The organism is Leifsonia sp. NPDC080035 (assembly GCF_040050925.1).
Taxonomy (GTDB): Bacteria; Actinomycetota; Actinomycetes; order Actinomycetales; family Microbacteriaceae; genus Leifsonia.
Window position 1 is genome coordinate 932,546 of record NZ_CP157390.1, and the last position, 19,574, is coordinate 952,119.

Consider the following 19,574-nt stretch of genomic DNA (forward strand, 5'->3'; position numbering starts at 1 on the left):
GAGGCATGGCCAGACCCCGCAAGCAGGAGGAGCGCCGCGCCGGGCTCATCGAGGCGGCGCTCAGCGCGGTCGGCGAGCGCGGCCTGCGTTCACTCTCGCTCGCGGACGTGGCCGAGAAGGCGGGGCTGACCCGCGGCGCGATCCTCTACTACTACGAGGACCTCGACCAGCTGCTCGTGGAGGCGCACCGCGCCGGCCTCGAGCGGTTCTGCGACCGGAGGGACGCCGTGGTCGCGGGCATCCCGGAGCCGCAGCTGCAGCTCGCGGCGGCGATCCGGGAGGGCCTGCCGAGCGGACCGGACGACGCGCTGATGCGCCTGCTCTACGAGTTCGACGTGCTCGCCGGCACCTCGGCGCTGCACGACGAGCTCGTCGAGCGGATGTACCGCAGGCAGCTCGCCACCTACACCGACATCCTCGAGCGCGGGACAGCGTCCGGCGCATTCGCCCCCGCGCTGCCGATCGAGACCCTGGCCATGAACCTGGTCGCGTTGGAGGACGCCTACGGCCTGCACATCGTCGCGGGCAACAGCCTGATCACCGTCGAGAGCGCGGAGGCGGCGATGCGCGCGGCGGCGGACGGACTGGGCGCACCGACCGCCGTCCGCTGAGGCGCCCGGCCGACGCGGGCGTACCATCCGGGACGTGTTCGAGGGATTCACGGTCGAGGACGTCGCGACGCCGGAGGCGCGCATCCACGTCAGGCACGCCGGGGACGGTCCCGTCGTCGTGCTGCTGCACGGGCATCCGCGCACGGGGGCGACCTGGCATCGCGTCGCCCCCGCGCTGGTGGACGCCGGGTTCCGCGTCATCGTGCCCGACCTTCGCGGCTACGGACGCTCCACCGCCCCGGTGCCGCGGCCGGACCACTCCCAGGCGTCCAAGCGGGCGATGGCATCGGACGTGCTCGCCGTCGCACGGGCGCTGGGCCACAGCTCGTTCGCGGTGGCGGGACACGACCGCGGCAGCTACGTCGCGTTCCGGCTCGCGATGGACCACCCAGAGGCCGTGCGCGCGGTCGCGCTGCTCGACAGCATCCCCATCGTCGAGCATCTGGACCGGATGACGCCCGAGTTCGCGACCGCCTGGTACCACTGGTTCTTCTTCGCCCAGCCCGGCATCCCCGAGCGCGTCATCGGCGCGGACCCTGACGCCTGGTACGGCGGCGACCCCGCGACGATGGGGCCGGAGAACTTCGCGGAGCGGCGGGACGCCATCCACCGGCCCGAGGTGGTGCGGGCGATGCTCGAGGACTACCGCGCGGGCCTCACGGTGGATCGCGCCGACGAAGAGGCCGACCGCGCCGCCGGCCGCCGGCTCACGCAACCGCTGCTCGCGCTGTGGTCGTCGCGCGACGACCTGGAGGAGCTCTTCGGAGACCCGCTCGCCATCTGGCCGGCCTGGGCGGACGACGTGACCGGCCACCCGATCGACTCCGGCCACCACATGGCGGAGGAGGCGCCCGACGACCTCACCGCCGCCCTCGCCGCCTTCTTCCGCGCCCAGTGACCGCGACTGCGCCTCCGTGTCACGACTGCGGCCCGGCGCCCCACCGCAGTCGTTCCGTAACGCCGCACTCGCGCCTCGTAGAGTGGACGGCGTGACGCCCGCCAGACGCTACCGGTTCAGCGACCGCTTCATCCGCGTCGCCACGACCGCGCTGCTCATCGCGATGGGCGTGCTCGTCGCCGGCGGCTTCGCCCTCGGCTTCGCCTCCGACGCAGTGCCGGGCGAGGCGGGCGAGACCCTCGGCGCCGTCGCGGCCGGCGTCGTGGTCGGCGGCGTCCTGGTGCCGCTCGCGATCGCCGCCGTGCTCGGCGGGGAGGCGGTGAAGGCGGGCGCCGGGTTCCTCGGTCTCGGCCTCGTGGTCGGCGTCGCCGGCATCGCTTTCGGCTCGATCGAAGGCGCCCGCGACCTGCTCGGCGCCTGGGCGCCGCTCGCGCTCTGGGGCGGGCTCCTCCTGCTCGTGGGATGCGCCGCGGGCTTCTGGCTCGCCGGGCGACGGGCCGGCGTGCCGCAGTGGCTGCAGCTCCCCATCCTCGGCTCGCCGCGCCTGCCCGTGTCCCCGCGCACCCGTCACCGGGCGGACGCCGAGCCGGGCGCCGAACCGGACCGCGACCGGTAGGCACATCCGCAGGCCCCGCGCAATCCCCTGGTGCGGTTCACCGGATCCGGCTCTACTGGGAGCATGGACAGGAATCGACGCGCGCAGCTGGTGCTGGACATCGGACGACGGCTTCTCGCCGGGCCGGTGATGGTGCGGGCCGACGAACTGGACATCCAGCTGATCGAGTGGCGCTCCGCGGCCCGTGAGGCGGCCGCGACGCTGGGCCGCCCGCTCACGCTCTACACCCACGGCGACCGCGCCTGGGCCGCCCTCGCAGACGCCGCCCCGCGCCGCGTCACCGTCGCGGTCGAGCCCTCCAGGGCGGTCGCACCCGCCTGACCCTAGGCTGAGGGGATGACCTCCTGGGGAATCCTCGGCACGGGCGGCATCGCCGCCGCCATGGCCGCAGACCTGCAGCTGCACGGCCACACCGTCGGAGCCGTCGGCTCGCGCGCGCCGGAGTCGGCCGCGCGGTTCGCCGCGGCGCACGGCATCCCGCGCTCGCACGGCAGCTACGAGGAGCTCGTGGCGGACCCGGACGTCGACGTCGTCTACGTCGCGACGCCGCATCCCCAGCACGCACCGAACGCGCTGCTCGCCCTCGCGGCGGGCAAGCACGTGCTCGTCGAGAAGCCCTTCACCATGAACCGGGCGGAGGCGGAGCGGATCGCGTACGCTGCAACGGAGCGCGGGCTCGTGGCGATGGAGGCGATGTGGACCAGGTGGCTGCCGCACATCCTCCGGCTGCACGAGGTCATCGCGGACGGCACCATCGGCGAGGTGCGCACCGTCGTCGCGCACCACGCCCAGCGGCTGAGCGCCGACCCGGCCGGCCGGATGCTCGACCCGGCCCTCGGCGGCGGCGCGCTGCTCGACCTCGGCATCTACCCGGTGTCGTTCGCCTGGGATGTGCTCGGCGCCCCGACCGCAGTGCAGGCGGCCTCCGCGTCGACCGCCACCGGCGTCGACCGGCAGACCGCCATCCTGCTGTCCCACGCGGGCGGGGCGCAGTCCGTCCTCACCTGCGGCCTCGACGCGCGCGGCAGCAACGACGCCGTCATCGTCGGGACGTCGGGCCGCATCGAGCTGGACCCGTTCTTCTTCTCGCCCACCTCGTTCCGCGTGCTCGACAGCGAGGACCGGCTGATCGAGCGCTTCGAGGCGACCGTCACCGGCCGCGGGATGCAGTACCAGGCACGGGCGATGGAGCGCCTGATCGAGGTGGGCGGGGGCGAGGACCCGCGGATGCCGCTGCGCCAGTCCGTCGAGATCATGGGGACGCTGGATGCGGTCCGCGAGCGGATCGGGCTGGTCTACCCCGGCAGTTGAAGCGCGTCAGGCGTGCAGCAGCACGAGCACGTGGTAGACGACGTAGGCCGGCCAGACGATCGCCTGGAGCAGGCCGAGGACGATGCCCCAGAAGGAGCCGTCCGACACCGAGACGAAGTAGATCGCCGCACCGATGTAGGCGAGCAGGAACACGAAGCCCCACGGCCCCGCCCGCTCGATCACCCGCGTCCTGCCGCCGTCCCCCATGCGCGCCTCCTCCGCCGTCGCGTGCATTCTCCCGCGACCGGGCGCTCCGCGTCGAGGCCGGAGCGGGCGGAGCGGGCGGAGAAGCCGGAGCGCGAGGCCGCCGTCAGGCCGTCTCGCGGAGCGCGGCGGGCGGGGCCGTGGTGGCGCGACGGATGAGCCGGGTCGGCATCCGGATGTGGGTCGGGTCCGGCTGCTCGCCGTTCATCAGTGCGACCACCATCTCCGCCGCGGCCGCCCCCAGTTGGCCCATCGGCTGCCGTACCGTCGTGAGCGGCGTCGAGAACCGCGATGCCTCCGGGATGTCGTCGAAACCGACCACGGAGAGGTCGCCCGGCACATCCAGCCCCAGCTCGGACGCCACCTCGATGACGACGATCGCGGAGAGGTCGTTCGCCGCGAACACCGCCGTCGGCGGGTCGGCCCGTCCGAGCAGCCGGCGCGCGGCGTCCCGGGAGCTCTCCTGCTCGTAGTTCCCGACGGCGACCAGGGCGGGGTCGAACGGGATGCCCGCATCCGCGAGTGCGCGGCGGTACCCGGCGTCGCGAGCGGCCGATGAGCGCAGGTCAGGACGGCCGGCGACGAATCCGATCCGCCGATGGCCGAGCCCCGCGAGGAAGGCAACGGCGTTGCGAGCGCCCCCGAAGCTGTCCGACTCGATCGTGGGCAGATCGGCGCGGCCCGTGTGCGGGTCGATGGCCACGATCGGCACATCCGCCGAGACGTTGACGACCGTCGGCGTGACCATGATCACGCCGTCGATCAGCGTCCCGCTCAGGCGGCTGAGCGAGCGGCGCTCCCAGCCCTCGGGTGCGAGCTGGCGACTGCCGCTGTAGGCGAGGAGGTCGTAGCGCGAGTCGCTGAGCGCGGCGCCGACGCCCTTCAGGATCTCCGCGCTGAACGGCTCGAAGTCCGCCACCAGCACGCCGATCACGCCGGTCTGCCGTGCTCGCATGCTACTCGCGACGAGGCTGGACTCATAGCCGAGCTCTTCGACGACCTCGAGCACCCGCTCGACCGTGTGCGCCGCGACCCCGTAGCGGCCGTTGACCGCCTTGGACACCGTCGCGGCCGAAACCCCGGCCGCGCGCGCCACGTCGTTGATGGTTGGTCGTCGTCCCATAGCGGTGCAGCCTAGCAAGCTCGAAAAGGATTTCGAAAAGGATTTCGAAAACGTTTGACACCTTGCAGGAGGGTTGCGACACTCGTCAGCGTCCGGGGTCGCCCCGGGCCCCCTGCGAGACGCGCCTCCTCCCTCACGAGGCGGACCACAGCCGATATCCGGCGCGCTCGAGACACCGGGGCATCCGCGCGGATGCCGCTCAACGAAGAGAACAGGTTGGAATCACATGAAAGTCACCAAGTTCCTGACCGGGGCCGCCGTCCTGGCGGCTGGTGCGCTCGCACTGAGCGCCTGTAGCGGGACGTCGAACGACGCGTCGGGCGGCAAGGTCACGATGACCTTCTGGCACAACGCTGCGACGGGACCCGGCGCTCAGTTCTGGAAGGACACGGTCGCGGGCTTCGAGAAGGCGAACCCGAACGTCACCATCAAGATCCAGCAGGTGCAGAACGAGGACCTGGACGGCAAGCTCCAGACCGCCCTCAACTCCGGCGACGCCCCGGACATCTTCCTGCAGCGCGGCGGCGGCAAGATGAACGCCGAGGCACAGGCCGGCCAGCTGAAGGACCTCACCAGCGGCATCAGCGCCGACGCCAAGAAGAACATCTCCGAGGGCTCCTTCAAGGCGGAGACCTACCAGGACAAGATCTACGCGATGCCGGTCGCGGTGCTCCCCGGCGGCCTCTGGTACAGCCAGGACCTCTTCAAGGCGGCCGGGATCACCGAGGCGCCCGCCACCATCAGCGACCTCAGTGCCGACGTCGCGAAGCTGAAGGCGAAGGGCGTCGCCCCGATCGCGCTCGGTGGCAAGGATGCCTGGCCGGCGGCGCACTGGTACTACTGGTTCGCGCTGCGCGAGTGCTCCGCCTCCACCATGGAGAAGAGCGCGGACAGCAAGGACTTCTCGGACGCGTGCTGGCTGAAGGCCGCTGAGGACCTGCAGGACTTCGCCAAGCAGAAGCCGTTCAACGACGGCTTCCTCACCACCTCTGCACAGCAGGGCGCCGGCTCGTCCGCTGGCCTGCTTGCCAACCACAAGGCGGCCATGGAGCTCATGGGAGCGTGGGACCCGGGTGTGATCGCATCACTCACCCCGGACCAGAAGCCGCTGCCCGACCTCGGCTTCTACCCGTTCCCCGAGCTGGACAACGCCGGTGACGGCGAGCCCGGTTCGATGATGGGCGGCGTCGACGGCTACTCCTGCTCGGCCAAGGCCCCGAAGGAGTGCGTCGACTTCCTGAACTACATCGCGACCACTCCGGTCGAGGAGGCCTACTACAAGGCGTTCAACGCCCCGCCGGTCAACACCGAGGCGCAGGCCAAGGTCACCGAGCCCTACCTGAAGGACGTCCTCGCCGCCTACAACAAGGCGCCGTTCGTCTCGCAGTGGCTGGACACGGTCCTCGGCCAGAACGTCGGAAACGCGCTCAACACGGCCGTCGTCAACATGCTCGCGGGCAAGAGCGACCCGAAGGGTCTCGTCGCCGCCGCGAACAACGCGGGCAAGAAGGGCTGAGACATCCCGTGAGCTCCATCCGCGAGAAAACCTCGACCGATTCCGTGTCGACGGCGGATCTCGCGCAGCACGACGGGAGCGGCGCAACGGCGTCGCTCCCGTCGCGGCCGCGCTCCCGCCGCGGCCGCTGGGGAGGCAGGGCCGAGATCGCCCTCCTTGCCGGCCCCGCCGTCATCGTCTTCGTGGCCTTCGTCATCCTGCCCGTGGTGATGGCCGCCTACTACGGCTTCTTCCGCTGGAACGGGTACGGACCCGTCACCGACTTCATCGGCCTGCAGAACTACGTCGTCATCCTCACCGATCCCGAATTCCTGAGCGCCCTCGGCCACAACGCCTTCATCGTGGTGATGTCCCTGGTCATCCAGGGCCCGCTCGCCATCCTGCTGGCCTTGCTGCTGAACCGCAGGATGAAGGGCCAGTCCATCATCCGCGTGCTGATCTTCGTCCCGTACGTGATCTCCGAGGTCGTGGTCGGAACCGGCCTCAGCCTCATGCTCGCCAGCAACGGGGCGCTCAACGACCTTCTGCAGAACATCGGGCTCGGCTGGCTCGCGACCGAGTGGCTGTCGGATCCGAGCATCGCGATCTGGACGCTGATGGCGATCCTGACCTGGAAGTACATCGGCTTCGCGACCATCCTCTTCCTCGCCGGCCTCCAGGGCGTCCCGGAGGAGCTGTACGAGGCAGCCGCGCTGGACGGCGCGAGCTACTGGCAGATCCAGCGCAGGATCACCCTGCCGCTGCTCGCCCCGACCCTGCGGATCTGGGCCTTCCTCTCCATCATCGGCGCCCTGCAGCTGTTCGACCTCGTCTACATCGTCTGGGGTCAGTACGTCGCCGGCACCGCGGGCACCTCGACCATGGCGACCTACATGGTCGCGAACGGCCGCAACGCCGGCTCCTACGGCTACGGCAACGCGGTCGCGGTCGTCATCTTCCTCATCTCGCTGATCGTCGCGCTGTTCTACCAGCGCTTCGTCCTGCGGAGGGACACGGAGGGCGCCCTCACCACCAAGGAGCAGAAGAAGACCGAGAAGGCCGCCAAGGAAAGGAAGGCACGATGACCGCCCTCGCCGCACCCACCGCCCGTGCGAAGCGCCGCGCGGAGCGCAAGAGCCTCCCCTGGGGTTCGCCCGTCGTCTACTTCATCGCGCTCGTGGTGATCGCGCTGATGCTCGCACCGATCGCGTACATCATCATCGGCGGCTTCCGCACGAACGCGCAGATCACGGTCGACCCGTCCGGGCTCCCGAACCCGTGGAACTTCTCGAACTATCTCACCGTCCTCACCGGCGGCACGTTCTGGCAGCAGGCGCTGAACTCGGTGATCGCGGCGCTCGGCACCACGATCGGGGCCGTGTTCCTCGGCCTCATGGCCAGCTACGTCCTGGCCAGGTACTCCTTCCGCGGGCGCGGGGTCCTCTACGCCCTGTTCGCCGCCGGGCTGATGTTCCCGATCACGGTCGCGATCACCCCGCTGTACATCGTGATCCGCAACCTCGGACTGATGAACTCGCTGGGCGGCGTCATCATCCCGCAGATCGCGTTCGCTCTGCCGACCACCATCATCATCCTGGTGCCGTTCCTGCGCGCCATCCCGGACGAGCTCCAGGAGGCGGCGTTCATCGACGGCCTCGGCCGGCTCGGCTTCTTCTTCCGGATGGTGATCCGCCTTGCGATGCCCGGCGTGATCACAACGGGCCTCCTGGCCTTCATCGGAAGCTGGAACGGCTACCTGCTCCCGCTGTTCATCCTGAACGACCAGTCGTCGTTCACGTTGCCCCTCGGCGTGCAGGCGTTCTCCGGGCAATACGCCATGGACACCGCGGCCGTGCTCGCGTTCACCTCGCTCTCGATGATCCCCGCGCTGGTGTTCTTCAGCATCTTCGAGCGCCGCATCGTCGGCGGCCTCACCGGAGCGGTCAAGGGCTGAGCCCGGCCGTCCCCACACGTTTCAGGAAAGAAGCATGACTACGACTCCCTCACTCCCGGCCGCCTCCGAACGGGTCAGACGGCTGCTGGCCGAGATGACCCTGGACGAGAAGCTGGCTCAGCTCGTCGGCTACTGGGTCGACAAGGGCGACGACAACGTCGCGCCGCTCGACGGCGAGATGGTCGTCGCGACCAGCTACGAGGACGCGACGGCGAACGGCATCGGCCATCTCACCCGCGTGTACGGGACCCGCCCGGTCGACCCGGTGGAGCGCGCATCCTGGCTCTGGTCGGAGCAGCGCAGGCTCCGCGAGCAGACCCGGCTCGGCATCCCCGCGCTGGTGCACGAGGAGTGCCTCACCGGGCTCGCCGCGTGGAAGGCGGCGACCTTCCCGACACCGCTCGCCTGGGGCGCAGCCTTCGACCCGGAGCTGGTGGAGGAGCTGGGCGCGGCCATCGGCGCCTCGATGCGCGAGCTCGGCATCCACCAGGGCCTCGCGCCGGTGCTGGACGTGATCAGGGACCCGCGCTGGGGCCGGGTCGACGAGTGCATCGCCGAGGATCCGTACGTCGTCGGCACCATCGGCACCGCGTACGTGCGCGGCCTGCAGTCGTCCGGCGTGCACGCAACGCTCAAGCACTTCGTCGGCTACTCCGCGTCGCAGGCGGGGCGCAACCACGCGCCCGTCCACGCCGGCGAGCGCGAGGTGCGGGATGTGCTGCTCCCGCCGTTCGAGATGGCCGTCCGCGACGGCGGCGTCCGCTCGGTGATGAACTCGTACGCCGAGATCGACGGCGTGCCCGTCGCGGCGAACCCGGCGTACTTGACCGGGATCCTGCGCGACGAGTGGGGCTTCGACGGGACGGTCGTCGCCGACTACTTCGCGGTCGCGTTCCTGCACACGATGCACCGCATCGCGGCGGACCGCGGCGAGGCGGCGGAGCTCGCGCTGACCGCCGGGATCGACGTCGAGCTGCCGACCGGCGACGCCTTCCTGACCCCGCTCGCCGAGCGCATCCGGGCCGGGCTCGCCGACGAGACGCTCGTCGACCGGGCCGTGCTGCGGCTGCTCGCGCAGAAGGAGGAGCTCGGCCTGCTGGACGAGACGTTCGAGAACCCGCCCACCGCGATCGACCTCGACACCCCGGAGCACCGGGCGCTCGCGCTCCGCCTCGCGGAGGAGTCGCTCGTGCTGCTGACGAACGACGGCGCGCTGCCGCTCGCCGCGAACGCCGGGCGCATCGCGGTGATCGGCCCGAACGCCGATGCGGCCGAGGCGCTGATGGGCTGCTACTCGTTCGCCAACCACGTTCTCGCACATCACCCGGAGGTGCCGCTCGGGTTCGCCATCCCGCCGGTGCTCGACGCCCTGCGCGAGGAGTTCCCCGCCGCCGAGCTGGTCGCGGAGCGCGGCTGCGACGTCGACGGCGACGACCGGTCCGGCATCCCCTCCGCGGCGTCGGCCGCCGCCGGCGCGGACGTCGCCATCGTCGTCGTCGGCGACCGGGCCGGTCTGTTCGGCCGTGGCACCGTCGGCGAGGGCAACGACGTGGAGAGCCTCGAGCTGCCCGGCGTGCAGCGCGAGCTGGTCGAGGCCGTCGTCCGCACCGGGACGCCGACCGTGGTGGTCGTGCTCTCCGGCCGGCCGTATGCGATCGGCTGGGCCATCGAGGGCGCGGACGCGCCCGCGGCCGTGCTGCAGGCGTTCTTCCCCGGCGAGGAGGGCGGCCGTGCGCTCGCCGGTGTCCTCTCGGGACGCGTCTCACCGACCGGCCACCTTCCGGTCTCGCTGCCGCGTTCCGCGGGCGCAGAGCCGTTCTCGTACCTGCACCCGCTGCTCGGCGGGCCGTCCGATGTGACGAGCGCCGACAGCACTCCCGTGCTGCCGTTCGGCCACGGTCTCGGCTACACGACCTTCGAGCGCAGCGCGCTGGAGGCGGACGAGGCGGTCGCCGCCGGCGACGTGTTCGAGGCGACCGTCACGGTCAGGAACACCGGCGACCGCGACGGCACCGACCTCGTGCAGCTCTACGCCCGCGACGTCTACGGATCGGTCACGCGTCCGGTCGCCCAGCTGCTCGGCTACGCCCGGCTCCCGCTGGCGGCGGGCGAGGAGGCGGTCGTCCGGTTCCGCGTCCCGACCGCCCGTCTCGCCTTCACCGGCCGCGACGGTGTGCGCATCGTCGAGCCGGGCGACGTCGAGCTGTGGGTCGGCCCGTCGTGCGCCGTGCGCGAGACGGAGACCCGCATCGCGCTGACCGGCGCCGTCCACCCGGTCACCGCCGCGGACGGCCGCCTGGTCGGCGTGGAGGTGGCCGCGACGGCTCCCGCTCCCACCGTCTGAGGCTCCCCCGAAGCGCACGCCAACGCCCTCATCCCGTGCGGATGAGGGCGTTCGCGTTCCCGTCGCCGTCGGCTGGTGCCGGGTGCTTCCGTGTCCGGGCGGGCCGCGGGTAGAGTGCGGCCCGAGGGGCGCGCGAGGCCCGGGAAGGAAGGCGACGATGGCGGACCTCTCGGGGCGCAGAGCCCTCATCACGGGCGGAGCGAGCGGCATCGGCCTGGCGTGCGCGGAGGCGTTCGCCGCAGCGGGCGCGCACGTGACCGTCGCCGACCTGAACGGCGACGCCGCCCGTGCGGCCGCGGAGCGCGTCGGCGGGGAGGCGTGGGAGGTCGACCTCTCCCGCACCGAGGCGCTCGGGGACCTGCGGCTCGACACCGACATCCTGGTCAACAACGCCGGGCTCCAGCACGTGCGGCCGATCCACGAGTTCGAGCCGGAGTCGTTCGCGCTCCTCCTGCGCATCATGCTGGAGGCGCCGTTCCTGCTCATCCGGGCGGCGCTGCCCGGGATGTACGAGCGCGGCTTCGGCCGGATCATCAACGTCTCCAGCGTCCACGGCATCCGCGCCTCCGAGTTCAAGTCCGCGTACGTCGCCGCCAAGCACGGCCTCGAGGGCCTGTCGAAGGTGACGGCGCTGGAGGGGGCGGCGCACGGCGTCACCTCCAACTGCATCGAGCCGAGCTACGTGCGCACGCCGCTGGTCGAGAAGCAGATCGCCGACCAGGCCCGCCTGCACGGCATCCCGGAGGCGGAGGTCCTGGAGCGGATCATGCTGAGCGAGCCCGCGATCAAGAGCCTGGTGGAGCCGGAGGAGGTGGCCGGCCTCGCCCTCTGGCTGGCGGGCGACGGCGCGCGGATGGTCACCGGCGCCAGCTACACCATCGACGGCGGCTGGAGCGCGAAGTGAGTGCCGCCCCGTTCGCGGTCCCCGTGCCTGGCGGCGAGCTCGCCGGCGGGCAGTGGAACGGCGATGCGTCCGGGATGCCCCTGGTCGGCATCCACGGCATCACCTCCAACCACGTCGCCTGGTCGGTCGTCGCCGACGCCCTGCCCGGCGTCCGATTCATCGCGCCCGACCTGCGCGGGCGCGGCCGGAGCGGCGGCCTGCCCGGGCCGTACGGGCTGGTCGACCACGCGGACGACGTCGCCAGGATGCTCGACGCACTCGGCGTGGAGCGCGCGATCGTCGTCGGCCACTCGATGGGGGCGTTCGTCGCGGTGCGGCTGGCGGAGCGCCATCCCGACCGCGTGGAGCGGCTCGTCCTCATCGACGGCGGCCTGCCGGTGCACGGCGACGTTGACCTCGGACCCGCGCGGGACCGGCTCCGGATGACGTTCCCGAGCGTCGAGGAGTACCTCGCGTTCTGGCGCCGGCACCCTGCGCTCGGCCCGTGGTGGAACGACGCGGTCGAGGAGTACGCCCGCTACGACCTGACCGGCACCGCGCCGGAGCTCCGCTCCAGCGTCTCGGAGGAGGCGATGGCGGTGAACGCGCAGGAGCTGGACGGCAGCGCCGGCTACGAGGAGGCGCTGGCCGGGCTCACCCTCCCGATCGCGTTCGTGCGCGCCCCGCGCGGGCTGCTCGACGCCGAGCCGCTGTACGACCCGTCGACGGTCGCGGGATGGCGCGGCCGTCTGCCGTGGTTCGAGGCGTTCGAGGCGGAGGACGTCAACCACTACACGATCCTGATGACGCAGGAGGGCGCGCGCCAGCTCACCCCGCACCTGCCGGCTCCACCACGGATCGGACACCACCCGAAGGAGAACTGAATGCCAGGAACCCTGCTCGCCGGCATCGACGCCCGCAGCGTCCGCACTCCCCGTTCCACCGCCAACGTGCTCGAGCGTCCGGCGCCCGCTGCCACCACGACCGTCGTGTTCGTGCACGGCAACGTGTCGTCGTCGCTGTTCTGGCAACCGGTCATGCTCGCCCTTCCCGCCTCGGTTGGTGCGCTGGCGGTCGACCTGCGCGGCTTCGGCGACAGCGAGACGCTGCCGGTGGACGCGACCCGCGGCGTCCGCGACTTCTCTGACGATGTCGCGGCCGTGCTCGACGAGCTCGGCACCGGTGCGGTGCACCTGGTGGGCTGGAGCATGGGCGGCGGGGTCGTGATGCAGCTGCTCCTCGATCGGCCCGACCTTGTGCGCAGCCTCACCCTGGTCTCGACCGTGTCGCCGTACGGGTTCGGCGGCACCGCGGCGGACGGCAGCCTGCTCAACGCGGACGCGTCCGGCTCCGGCGGTGGCGGCGCCAATCCCGACTTCGTCGCCCGCCTGGCCGCCGGCGACACGGGAGAGGAGTCGCCGACCTCGCCGCGGGCCGTCTACCGCTCGGCGTACGTCGCGCCCGGGTTCACCAGCGAGTACGAGGACCTGTGGGTGGAGTCGATGCTCTCGACCGCGACGGGCGAGGACAACTACCCGGGCGACGCGACCGCGACCGCCGAGTGGCCGGGCTTCGCGCCGGGACCGCGGGGCGTGCTGAACACGATGGCGCCGACGTACTTCGACACCTCCGGCATCGTCGAAGCCGACCCCAAACCGCCCATCCTCTGGATCCACGGCGCCGTCGACGCGATCGTGAACGACGCCTCCTTCTTCGACCTCAACCAGCTGGGCGCCGCCGGCATCGTGCCCGGCTGGCCCGGCGAGGAGGTGGCCCCTCCGCAGCCGATGCTCGCCCAGATCCGGGCGGTGCTCGAACGCTACGCGGCCGCAGGGGGCGACACGCACGAGGTGGTCTTCGAGGACTGCGGCCACTCCCCGCACATCGAGAAGCCGGCCGAGTTCCTGGCGGAGCTGCAGGCCTGGATCGGCTGAGCCCGGTGGCGTCCGTCGCTTCCGGAGTTCTTCACGCCTCGCACCGGCGTGTTGCGTGAACACCTCCGGAAGCGATGGCGGCGCAGAGCGCCGGCGAGTGCGGGGCCGCTAGTGCAGCTCCCCGCGCCGCAGCCCGAGCATCCCCTCGAGCGCGTGGGCCAGCTGGGAGCCGCGGTCGGCGGCCCCGCCCCAGCGGACGAGAGCTTGGGCGTTCAGACCGTCGATCATGCCGAGCAGTTGCCAGGCGACGGCCTCCGGTTCGTCGGTGCGGAAGGCGCCGGCGGCCACGCCGTCCGCGATCACGCCCTCGATCACCGCGCGCCACGCGTCCATCTGCACGCGCACCGCGGCGCCGAGCGTCTCGCTGCGGCGTCCCAGTGCGAACGCCTCGACCCAGATCAGGGTGACGTCGTCGCGGGAGCCGTCGAGGAGGGTGGCGACGAGTGCGCGGAGGCGCGCGACGGGATCCGGTGCCGCGGCCAGCAGCGCGCGGACGTCGTCGATCTCCGCTGCGACCACGCTGGAGAAGGTGTCGGCGACCAGGGCGTCCATCGACTCGTAGTAGTGCGCGACCAAGGCGGGGGCGACCCCGGCGCAGGCCGCGACGCCGCGCAGCGTCACCGCGGCGAGGCCCTCGGCGAGCGCGAGGGACCGTGCGGCGGCGGCCAACTCGGCGCGGCGCTCGGCCGGCGGTTTGCGGGCTGCTCTTGACATCGTGGGTCCAGTATAGGTATCTATTGATCATCCGATCAATAGAGCCCGGAGGTTCCAGATGAGCTGGCGCATGCCCGCCGAGACCGCAGATCACGAGCGCACATGGATGGCGTTCCCCCGCGCCGGGATCACCCTCGGCGACGACGCGGCGTCCGCCGAGGAGGCCTACCGGGCGTGGACCGACGTCGCGCACGCGGTCGCCGAGTACGAGCCGGTCACGATGGTCGTCGACCCGAGTGAGCGCGAGCGCGCCGCCCGGATGCTCGGCTCGCACGTCGAGCAGGTGGAGGCGCCGCTCGACGAGTTCTGGATGCGCGACTTCGGTCCGACGTTCGTGGTCGACGACGAGCGCCCCGGCGTCCTCGGCGCGGTGGACTGGACCTTCAACGGCTGGGGCGACCCGGCGTGGTCCGAGTGGCGGAAGTCGGCGGAGATCGCCCGCTTCGTCGCCGAGTGCACCGGCGCCGAGCTGGTCAGCTCGGTCCTCGTGAACGAGGGCGGCGGCATCCATGTCGACGGCGACGGCACGGTCCTGCTCACCGAGACCGTCCAGCTCGACCCGCGCCGCAACCCGTACGCGGACAGGGCGCGCGTCGAAGCGGAGCTCGCCCGCACGATCGGGGCGACCCATCCGATCTGGCTGCCGCGCGGGCTCACCCGCGACTACGACGAGTTCGGCACGAACGGTCACGTCGACATCGTCGCGACCATCCCCTCCCCCGGCCGGCTGCTGCTGCACACCCAGCGGAACCCCAAGCACCCCGATTTCGAGGTCTCGCGCGAGCTGCGCGCCTTCCTCTCCGGCACCACCGACGCGGCGGGCCGTGCCTGGGACATCGTCGAGCTGCCCGCCCCGGAGACCCTGCGCGATGAGGAAGGCTTCGTCGACTGGAGCTACGTGAACCACCTCGTCGTGAACGGCGGGATCGTCGCCTGCGGCTTCGGCGAGGAGCGGGCCGACGCCGAGGCGACCGAAATCCTCGAGGCCGCCTACCCTGGCCGCCGGGTGACCATGGTGGACTCGCGCCCGATCTTCGCGCGCGGCGGCGGCATCCACTGCATCACCCAGCAGCAGCCGGCGGTGACCGCATGAGCGTCGACGTCGCCGCCCCTCACAACTCCGGACTGGTCTCCGCATCCGCGGCCGGATCTCCGTTCGAACGGACATCCGCGCGGCGTGTCGAACACATCCTCCGGATGAAGGAACGGTCCACCTCATGAGCTTCGACGTCGTCGAGACCGGGATCGCCGAGCTGCGGCGAGCGCTCGAGGCCGGCGAGGTCACCGCCGTCGAGCTGGTGGATGCCTACCAGGCACGCATCGACGCCTACGACGCGGCCGGTCCGCACCTGAACGCGGTCGTCGTCCGCAACCCGGACGCCCGCGCCGAGGCCGCCGCGTCCGACGAGCGGCGCGCCCGCGGCGAGACGCGCGGTCCGCTCGATGGCATCCCGTACACCGCCAAGGACAGTTACCTCGCCGCGGGTCTCACCGCGGCCGCGGGGTCCCCCGCGTTCGAGCACCTGATCGCCCAGCGCGACGCCTTCACGATCGAGCGGCTGCGGGCGGGCGGGGCCATCCTGCTCGGCCTCACCAACATGCCGCCGATGGCGAACGGCGGGATGCAGCGCGGCGTCTACGGTCGCGCCGAGAGCCCGTACAACGGCGACTACCTGACCGCAGCGTTCGGCTCCGGCTCGTCCAACGGCTCCGGCACCGCGACCGCCGCCAGCTTCGCCGCCTTCGGCCTGGGCGAGGAGACCTGGTCGTCCGGGCGCGCACCCGCGTCCAACAACGCGCTGTGCGCGTACACGCCCTCGCGCGGCGTGATCTCGGTGCGCGGCAACTGGCCGCTGGTGCCGACGATGGATGTCGTCGTCCCGCACACCCGCAGCATGGCGGACCTGCTGGAGGTGCTCGACGTGATCGTCGCCGACGACGCCGAGACCCGCGGCGACTTCTGGCGCGTGCAGCCGTGGGTGAGCATCCCCGCCGCGTCCGCGCTGCGCCCGGACTCGTATCCCGCCCTCGCCGGATCGCGCTCGCTCGCGGGCGTCCGCGTCGGCATCCCGCGCATGTACATCAACGCCGACGACGAGGCCGGCACGGCCGAACACCCCGGCATCGGCGGTCCCACCGGCCGGCGGATCGAGACCCGGCCCTCCGTGATCGAGCTGTGGGAGGCGGCCCGTCGGGACCTCGAGGCGGCCGGCGCCGAGGTGGTCGAGACCGACTTCCCCGTCGTCTCGAACTACGAGGGCGACCGTCCCGGCGCTCCGACCATCGCCACGCGGGGACTCGTGAGCCCCGAGTACCTGCGCAGCGAGATCGTCGACCTCTCGGCGTGGGGATGGGAGGACTTCCTCGCCGCGAACGGCGACCCGGCGCTGAGCACGCTCGCGGACGTGGACGGCGCACGCATCTTCCCGCACCCGGAGGGCGCGCTCCCCGACCGCTACACCGGCTTCGACGACGACATCGCGGAGTACCCGGCCTGGGTGCGCGAGCATCCCGGCGCGACGATGGAGAGCATCCCGCACCTGGCAGACGGGGTCCGCGGGCTGGAGGAGACCCGTCGCGTCGACCTGGAGGAGTGGATGGACGGCCTCGGCCTCGACGCGGTGGTGTTCCCGGCCGTGGCGGACGTGGGACCGGCGGACATGGACGTGAACCCGGCGTCCGCGGACCTCGGCTGGCGCAACGGCGTCTGGGTCGCCAACGGCAACCTCGTCCCCCGGCACCTCGGCATCCCGACGGTCACCGTATCCATGGGCACGATGTCCGACATCGGGATGCCCGTCGGGCTCACGTTCGCCGGCCGCGCCTACGACGACGCGGCGCTCCTGACGCTGGCCGCCGCCTTCGAGGCGACCGGCAGCCGCCGCACGGAGCCGCCGCGCACGCCGCGCCTGGGGTAGCCCGCGGCATCCCCCCAGCGACGGAGAAGGATGCGCCTTCCGGCGGACGACCGCCGGACGCGGGGCTGCGAGCGTGGAGGGATGCATCCCCTCCGCCTCGCCCGTGCCGCCATCGCCGCCTCCGCCGCGCTCGCCCTGCTCGGCGGTCTCGCCGGCTGCTCCGCCGCGGTCGCAGGCGCACCGTCGGCACCGGCCCCCGCGCGCTCGGCCGTCTCCGACAGCAGCGAGCTCACGGACGCGGACGGCTACATCCCCGACGGCTCGTCCCTCCCGCTGGACAGCGACCGGCCCGCGGTCACGCGCCTCGACCCGGCGCTGCGCTCGGCGTTGAACGCCGCCGCGGCGGCGGCACAGCAGGAGCGCGGCACCGCGATCACCATCGCCGACGGTTGGCGGTCGGAGCGCTACCAGGAGTACTTGTTCGCCCAGGCCGTGCGGAAATACGGGAGCGAGGACGAGGCCCTGCGCTGGGCCAAGCGCGGCTCCGACTCCGAGCACGTCGCAGGCCGGGCGGTGGACATCGCGACCGCCGACGCGATGGACTTCCTCAGCAGGTTCGGCGCCGAGTGGGGGCTCTGCCAGCGCTACGCCAACGAGGCGTGGCACTTCGAGCTGCTCACGGAGCCCGGCGGCGAGTGCCCCGCGCAGGACGCCGACGGCCGCGGGTGAGGGTCGTAGCTTCAGTTTCCCCCACCGTGCGAAAGGACGACCTTGCCCGACAGAAGGCCGATCATGACGTCGGACCCGTTCGCACGGAAGAATTCAGGCGCATCGAAGAGCGTCGTGTGCGGGGCCGAGTCTGTCGTGCAGGTTTTCGATCTGTCAGGCGGCGCAAGCGCGACGGTCGACTCGAGAAACCCCTCGGGCACAGTCATCTTCGTTGCTCGCTCCGGACAGCTTGAACTCCCGAAGAGAACGATGCCGATGTGCTTTCCGTCCGTGGTCCAGACGGCATAGTCGGTCCCGGGTTCTGTGCCGGGCGGCGCGTAGGTCCCGTCCGGGACACCGGCGAAGTCCTCAACGGGCCGGATCTCCTGAGAAGTCGGGGATGGAGCCGCACAACCCATCAAGACCACGGCCACGACTCCGACGCACGCCACTCCGGCAAAGCGCCGTCGGCGCTGGCGGTCGATCACGTTGCTAGCTTTCATCGTCCTTCTCGTGGCTCGTCGGGCGCGTTCTGAGCAATGATGTCCAGGACTCGCTTCTTGTTCTCGGACAAGAGATCGCGAATCCGAGCCAGGTCATCGGCGTTCGCTGCCATGACGGCGATTTGATTGCTCCATTCCTGGTCGTACAACGCTTGCTTGAATCCGCTGGACTCCTGACATGTGGCGTCGGCCGTTGCTATCCGGATCTCCTCGGCAGTGATTGCGCTTTCGGCCTCCCCATCCCCGACGAGCCCGAACTGCTGACTGAGCCCGGGCGTTGGCATCTCATCGGGGTTTGCTGGAAGGTCGGCGATCCCCTCTGGCTCCATGCATGCCCGCCAGTCGGCGGCCGCCTTGACGACCACGTCGCTCGTTCTCGCTTCGTCGAGAGCGTCATTCGAGTAGTTGGCGGCGTTCTGGGCATCGAGCGGAAGCACCGGGAGCGTCTTTCGAACCTCGGCCAGACATGCGGTTAGTGCAGCGTCCTCATCTGCAGGGATCGTGGCGTGCTGTCTGACGACCTCCATCCGTGCCACAGCACTCGGGTCTGTGTTGGGTGCGCTGTGATAACCGAACTGGCTGGCCAGGCCGAGGTTGAAGAGGCGGAGCCCGATGTGGTTGTACGACTCGCTCTGGAGCGCTTCGAGATTTCGCCACGGAACAGCCCAGTCGTACCCCTTCTCGGTCATGCACGGGCGCGTGAGGAGGTCCTCCGCGTAGTCCGTCTGGATTGTGTGCGAGTACACGTAGTCATCCAATGGCATCGTCCATTGAGCGATATTCTTCGCTGGGAGTGGCCCTGGATCGGGCCCCTTCTCGTGAGTGCATCCCCACAATGCAGTCGCCACGACAACGGCACACGTCACTCCCAGGCCGACGCGAGCATTCCTCTTCATCCGATTCCCCTTGACTTCAGGTGAGGGGCGGCGCGGATCGCGTCCGCGCCGCCCCAACTGGGTGTTCAGTTTCAGCAGATGAACTGGCCAGAGGACAGGTCGTCGTTGTACCCACCGGAGACCGCAAGATTCGCCCAGCCCGTCTTCTTCGTGGTCCGGATGGCCAGAGTGCCGTAGCGGGCGTCGCGATAGTAGCCCGACGTGCAACTGTTCCCGTTGTTGTAGATCGACGACGCAGAGTCGTTCGCTCCGATCTTTCCGGGAATGTTCACCTCCCCGCTGTACGAACCGTAGTAGTACAGCTGGAAGTCGCTCGCATACGAAGTGAACGCGACGTACCACCCGCCGGAGCCTTGGGTGACGTAGTTGGCATCCGACCAATGGCAGCTAAAGCCGGATGGACAGTTGGAGGCCGCCGCCGAGGCCGGAGCAGCAGTCGCCAGACTCAACGCAGCGATTCCACCCGTGGCAACAGCCGCGGCCAGAGCCTTCTTCAAGAACTTCATCAGATTCCCACCCTTC

21 protein-coding genes are annotated in these 19,574 nt (G+C 71.2%); 15 read left to right on the forward strand and 6 right to left on the reverse strand.

Features of this window, described 5'->3' with window-relative positions:
- The first annotated feature begins 5 nt into the window (after window positions 1-5).
- The 5 genes from AAME72_RS04490 (at window position 6) to AAME72_RS04510 (ending at window position 3,436) form a co-directional block, all read left to right on the forward strand.
- On the forward strand, window positions 6-611 hold the full coding sequence (locus AAME72_RS04490; RefSeq protein WP_348789039.1) for a TetR family transcriptional regulator: 606 nt from the start codon (window positions 6-8) through the stop codon (window positions 609-611).
- A 34-nt stretch (window positions 612-645) separates the two neighbouring features.
- Window positions 646-1,509, forward strand: a complete 864-nt coding sequence (locus AAME72_RS04495) for an alpha/beta hydrolase (protein WP_348789040.1) — start codon at window positions 646-648, stop codon at window positions 1,507-1,509.
- A gap of 91 nt (window positions 1,510-1,600) precedes the next feature.
- Window positions 1,601-2,125 (forward strand): hypothetical protein, encoded by a 525-nt coding sequence (locus AAME72_RS04500; RefSeq protein WP_348789041.1) that lies wholly within the window; start codon window positions 1,601-1,603, stop codon window positions 2,123-2,125.
- Window positions 2,126-2,188: 63 nt separating this feature from the next.
- Entirely contained in the window at window positions 2,189-2,446 is a 258-nt protein-coding gene (locus AAME72_RS04505; protein ID WP_348789042.1) for a hypothetical protein, read from the forward strand.
- 15 nt (window positions 2,447-2,461) lie between these two features.
- Window positions 2,462-3,436 carry a Gfo/Idh/MocA family oxidoreductase gene (locus AAME72_RS04510; protein ID WP_348789043.1) on the forward strand — a complete coding sequence of 325 codons (975 nt, stop codon included), beginning with the start codon at window positions 2,462-2,464 and terminating at the stop codon, window positions 3,434-3,436.
- Between the two features lie 6 nt (window positions 3,437-3,442).
- Here AAME72_RS04510 and AAME72_RS04515 read toward each other — a convergent pair whose 3' ends face one another.
- Window positions 3,443-3,643: a hypothetical protein gene (locus tag AAME72_RS04515; protein WP_348789044.1), complete on the reverse strand. Its 201-nt coding sequence runs from the start codon at window positions 3,641-3,643 to the stop codon at window positions 3,443-3,445.
- 103 nt (window positions 3,644-3,746) lie between these two features.
- The gene (locus AAME72_RS04520; protein WP_348789045.1) at window positions 3,747-4,763 is read right to left on the reverse strand and encodes a LacI family DNA-binding transcriptional regulator; all 1,017 of its coding nucleotides are present in this window, start codon (window positions 4,761-4,763) and stop codon (window positions 3,747-3,749) included.
- Between the two features lie 226 nt (window positions 4,764-4,989).
- Between AAME72_RS04520 and AAME72_RS04525 the strand changes: the two genes are divergently transcribed.
- From AAME72_RS04525 to AAME72_RS04555, 7 genes are all read left to right on the forward strand, one after another.
- Complete coding sequence (locus AAME72_RS04525) at window positions 4,990-6,279, forward strand: extracellular solute-binding protein (protein WP_348789046.1); 1,290 nt, start codon at window positions 4,990-4,992, stop codon at window positions 6,277-6,279.
- A gap of 44 nt (window positions 6,280-6,323) precedes the next feature.
- On the forward strand, window positions 6,324-7,343 hold the full coding sequence (locus AAME72_RS04530) for a sugar ABC transporter permease (RefSeq protein WP_348789047.1): 1,020 nt from the start codon (window positions 6,324-6,326) through the stop codon (window positions 7,341-7,343).
- A complete protein-coding gene (locus tag AAME72_RS04535) occupies window positions 7,340-8,212 on the forward strand; it encodes a carbohydrate ABC transporter permease (RefSeq protein WP_348789048.1) in 873 nt (290 codons plus the stop codon). The genes AAME72_RS04530 and AAME72_RS04535 overlap by 4 nt, the downstream gene beginning before the upstream one ends.
- Before the next feature lie 34 nt (window positions 8,213-8,246).
- Window positions 8,247-10,556: a glycoside hydrolase family 3 N-terminal domain-containing protein gene (locus AAME72_RS04540; RefSeq protein WP_348789049.1), complete on the forward strand. Its 2,310-nt coding sequence runs from the start codon at window positions 8,247-8,249 to the stop codon at window positions 10,554-10,556.
- Between the two features lie 157 nt (window positions 10,557-10,713).
- On the forward strand, window positions 10,714-11,460 hold the full coding sequence (locus AAME72_RS04545) for a 3-hydroxybutyrate dehydrogenase (protein WP_348789050.1): 747 nt from the start codon (window positions 10,714-10,716) through the stop codon (window positions 11,458-11,460).
- A complete protein-coding gene (locus tag AAME72_RS04550; RefSeq protein ID WP_348789051.1) occupies window positions 11,457-12,323 on the forward strand; it encodes an alpha/beta hydrolase in 867 nt (288 codons plus the stop codon). The genes AAME72_RS04545 and AAME72_RS04550 overlap by 4 nt, the downstream gene beginning before the upstream one ends.
- On the forward strand, window positions 12,324-13,373 hold the full coding sequence (locus AAME72_RS04555; RefSeq protein WP_348789052.1) for an alpha/beta hydrolase: 1,050 nt from the start codon (window positions 12,324-12,326) through the stop codon (window positions 13,371-13,373).
- Window positions 13,374-13,481: 108 nt separating this feature from the next.
- On the opposite strand, the gene AAME72_RS04560 is transcribed toward AAME72_RS04555, so the two are convergent.
- The gene (locus AAME72_RS04560; RefSeq protein WP_348789053.1) at window positions 13,482-14,087 is read right to left on the reverse strand and encodes a TetR family transcriptional regulator C-terminal domain-containing protein; all 606 of its coding nucleotides are present in this window, start codon (window positions 14,085-14,087) and stop codon (window positions 13,482-13,484) included.
- Between the two features lie 58 nt (window positions 14,088-14,145).
- On the opposite strand from AAME72_RS04560, the gene AAME72_RS04565 reads away from it, so the two are divergent.
- The 3 genes from AAME72_RS04565 to AAME72_RS04575 all read left to right on the forward strand — a co-directional run bounded on the left by AAME72_RS04565 (window position 14,146) and on the right by AAME72_RS04575 (window position 17,674).
- On the forward strand, window positions 14,146-15,180 hold the full coding sequence (locus AAME72_RS04565; protein ID WP_348789054.1) for an agmatine deiminase family protein: 1,035 nt from the start codon (window positions 14,146-14,148) through the stop codon (window positions 15,178-15,180).
- 124 nt (window positions 15,181-15,304) lie between these two features.
- A complete protein-coding gene (locus AAME72_RS04570) occupies window positions 15,305-17,005 on the forward strand; it encodes an amidase (RefSeq protein ID WP_348789055.1) in 1,701 nt (566 codons plus the stop codon).
- Between the two features lie 81 nt (window positions 17,006-17,086).
- Entirely contained in the window at window positions 17,087-17,674 is a 588-nt protein-coding gene (locus AAME72_RS04575) for a D-alanyl-D-alanine carboxypeptidase family protein (RefSeq protein ID WP_348789056.1), read from the forward strand.
- 11 nt (window positions 17,675-17,685) lie between these two features.
- On the opposite strand, the gene AAME72_RS04580 is transcribed toward AAME72_RS04575, so the two are convergent.
- The 3 genes from AAME72_RS04580 to AAME72_RS04590 form a co-directional block, all read right to left on the reverse strand.
- Window positions 17,686-18,141 (reverse strand): hypothetical protein, encoded by a 456-nt coding sequence (locus AAME72_RS04580; RefSeq protein ID WP_348789057.1) that lies wholly within the window; start codon window positions 18,139-18,141, stop codon window positions 17,686-17,688.
- An 11-nt stretch (window positions 18,142-18,152) separates the two neighbouring features.
- Window positions 18,153-18,914, reverse strand: coding sequence for a hypothetical protein (locus tag AAME72_RS04585; RefSeq protein ID WP_348789058.1), 762 nt, complete (start codon window positions 18,912-18,914; stop codon window positions 18,153-18,155).
- Between the two features lie 209 nt (window positions 18,915-19,123).
- On the reverse strand, window positions 19,124-19,558 hold the full coding sequence (locus AAME72_RS04590; protein WP_348789059.1) for a hypothetical protein: 435 nt from the start codon (window positions 19,556-19,558) through the stop codon (window positions 19,124-19,126).
- Window positions 19,559-19,574 lie beyond the last annotated feature (16 nt).

Excerpts from the sequence above, each read along its gene's own strand:
- AAME72_RS04520 (WP_348789045.1), bottom strand. The coding sequence starts at position 4,763 with ATGGGACGACGACCAACCATCAACGACGTGGCGCGCGCGGCCGGGGTT.
- AAME72_RS04490 (WP_348789039.1), top strand. The coding sequence starts at position 6 with ATGGCCAGACCCCGCAAGCAGGAGGAGCGCCGCGCCGGGCTCATCGAG.
- AAME72_RS04505 (WP_348789042.1), top strand. The coding sequence starts at position 2,189 with ATGGACAGGAATCGACGCGCGCAGCTGGTGCTGGACATCGGACGACGG.
- AAME72_RS04555 (WP_348789052.1), top strand. The coding sequence starts at position 12,324 with ATGCCAGGAACCCTGCTCGCCGGCATCGACGCCCGCAGCGTCCGCACT.
- AAME72_RS04545 (WP_348789050.1), top strand. The coding sequence starts at position 10,714 with ATGGCGGACCTCTCGGGGCGCAGAGCCCTCATCACGGGCGGAGCGAGC.
- AAME72_RS04515 (WP_348789044.1), bottom strand. The coding sequence starts at position 3,643 with ATGGGGGACGGCGGCAGGACGCGGGTGATCGAGCGGGCGGGGCCGTGG.
- AAME72_RS04575 (WP_348789056.1), top strand. The coding sequence starts at position 17,087 with ATGCATCCCCTCCGCCTCGCCCGTGCCGCCATCGCCGCCTCCGCCGCG.
- AAME72_RS04510 (WP_348789043.1), top strand. The coding sequence starts at position 2,462 with ATGACCTCCTGGGGAATCCTCGGCACGGGCGGCATCGCCGCCGCCATG.
- AAME72_RS04570 (WP_348789055.1), top strand. The coding sequence starts at position 15,305 with ATGAGCTTCGACGTCGTCGAGACCGGGATCGCCGAGCTGCGGCGAGCG.
- AAME72_RS04540 (WP_348789049.1), top strand. The coding sequence starts at position 8,247 with ATGACTACGACTCCCTCACTCCCGGCCGCCTCCGAACGGGTCAGACGG.
- AAME72_RS04525 (WP_348789046.1), top strand. The coding sequence starts at position 4,990 with ATGAAAGTCACCAAGTTCCTGACCGGGGCCGCCGTCCTGGCGGCTGGT.
- AAME72_RS04565 (WP_348789054.1), top strand. The coding sequence starts at position 14,146 with ATGAGCTGGCGCATGCCCGCCGAGACCGCAGATCACGAGCGCACATGG.
- AAME72_RS04560 (WP_348789053.1), bottom strand. The coding sequence starts at position 14,087 with ATGTCAAGAGCAGCCCGCAAACCGCCGGCCGAGCGCCGCGCCGAGTTG.
- AAME72_RS04535 (WP_348789048.1), top strand. The coding sequence starts at position 7,340 with ATGACCGCCCTCGCCGCACCCACCGCCCGTGCGAAGCGCCGCGCGGAG.
- AAME72_RS04590 (WP_348789059.1), bottom strand. The coding sequence starts at position 19,558 with ATGAAGTTCTTGAAGAAGGCTCTGGCCGCGGCTGTTGCCACGGGTGGA.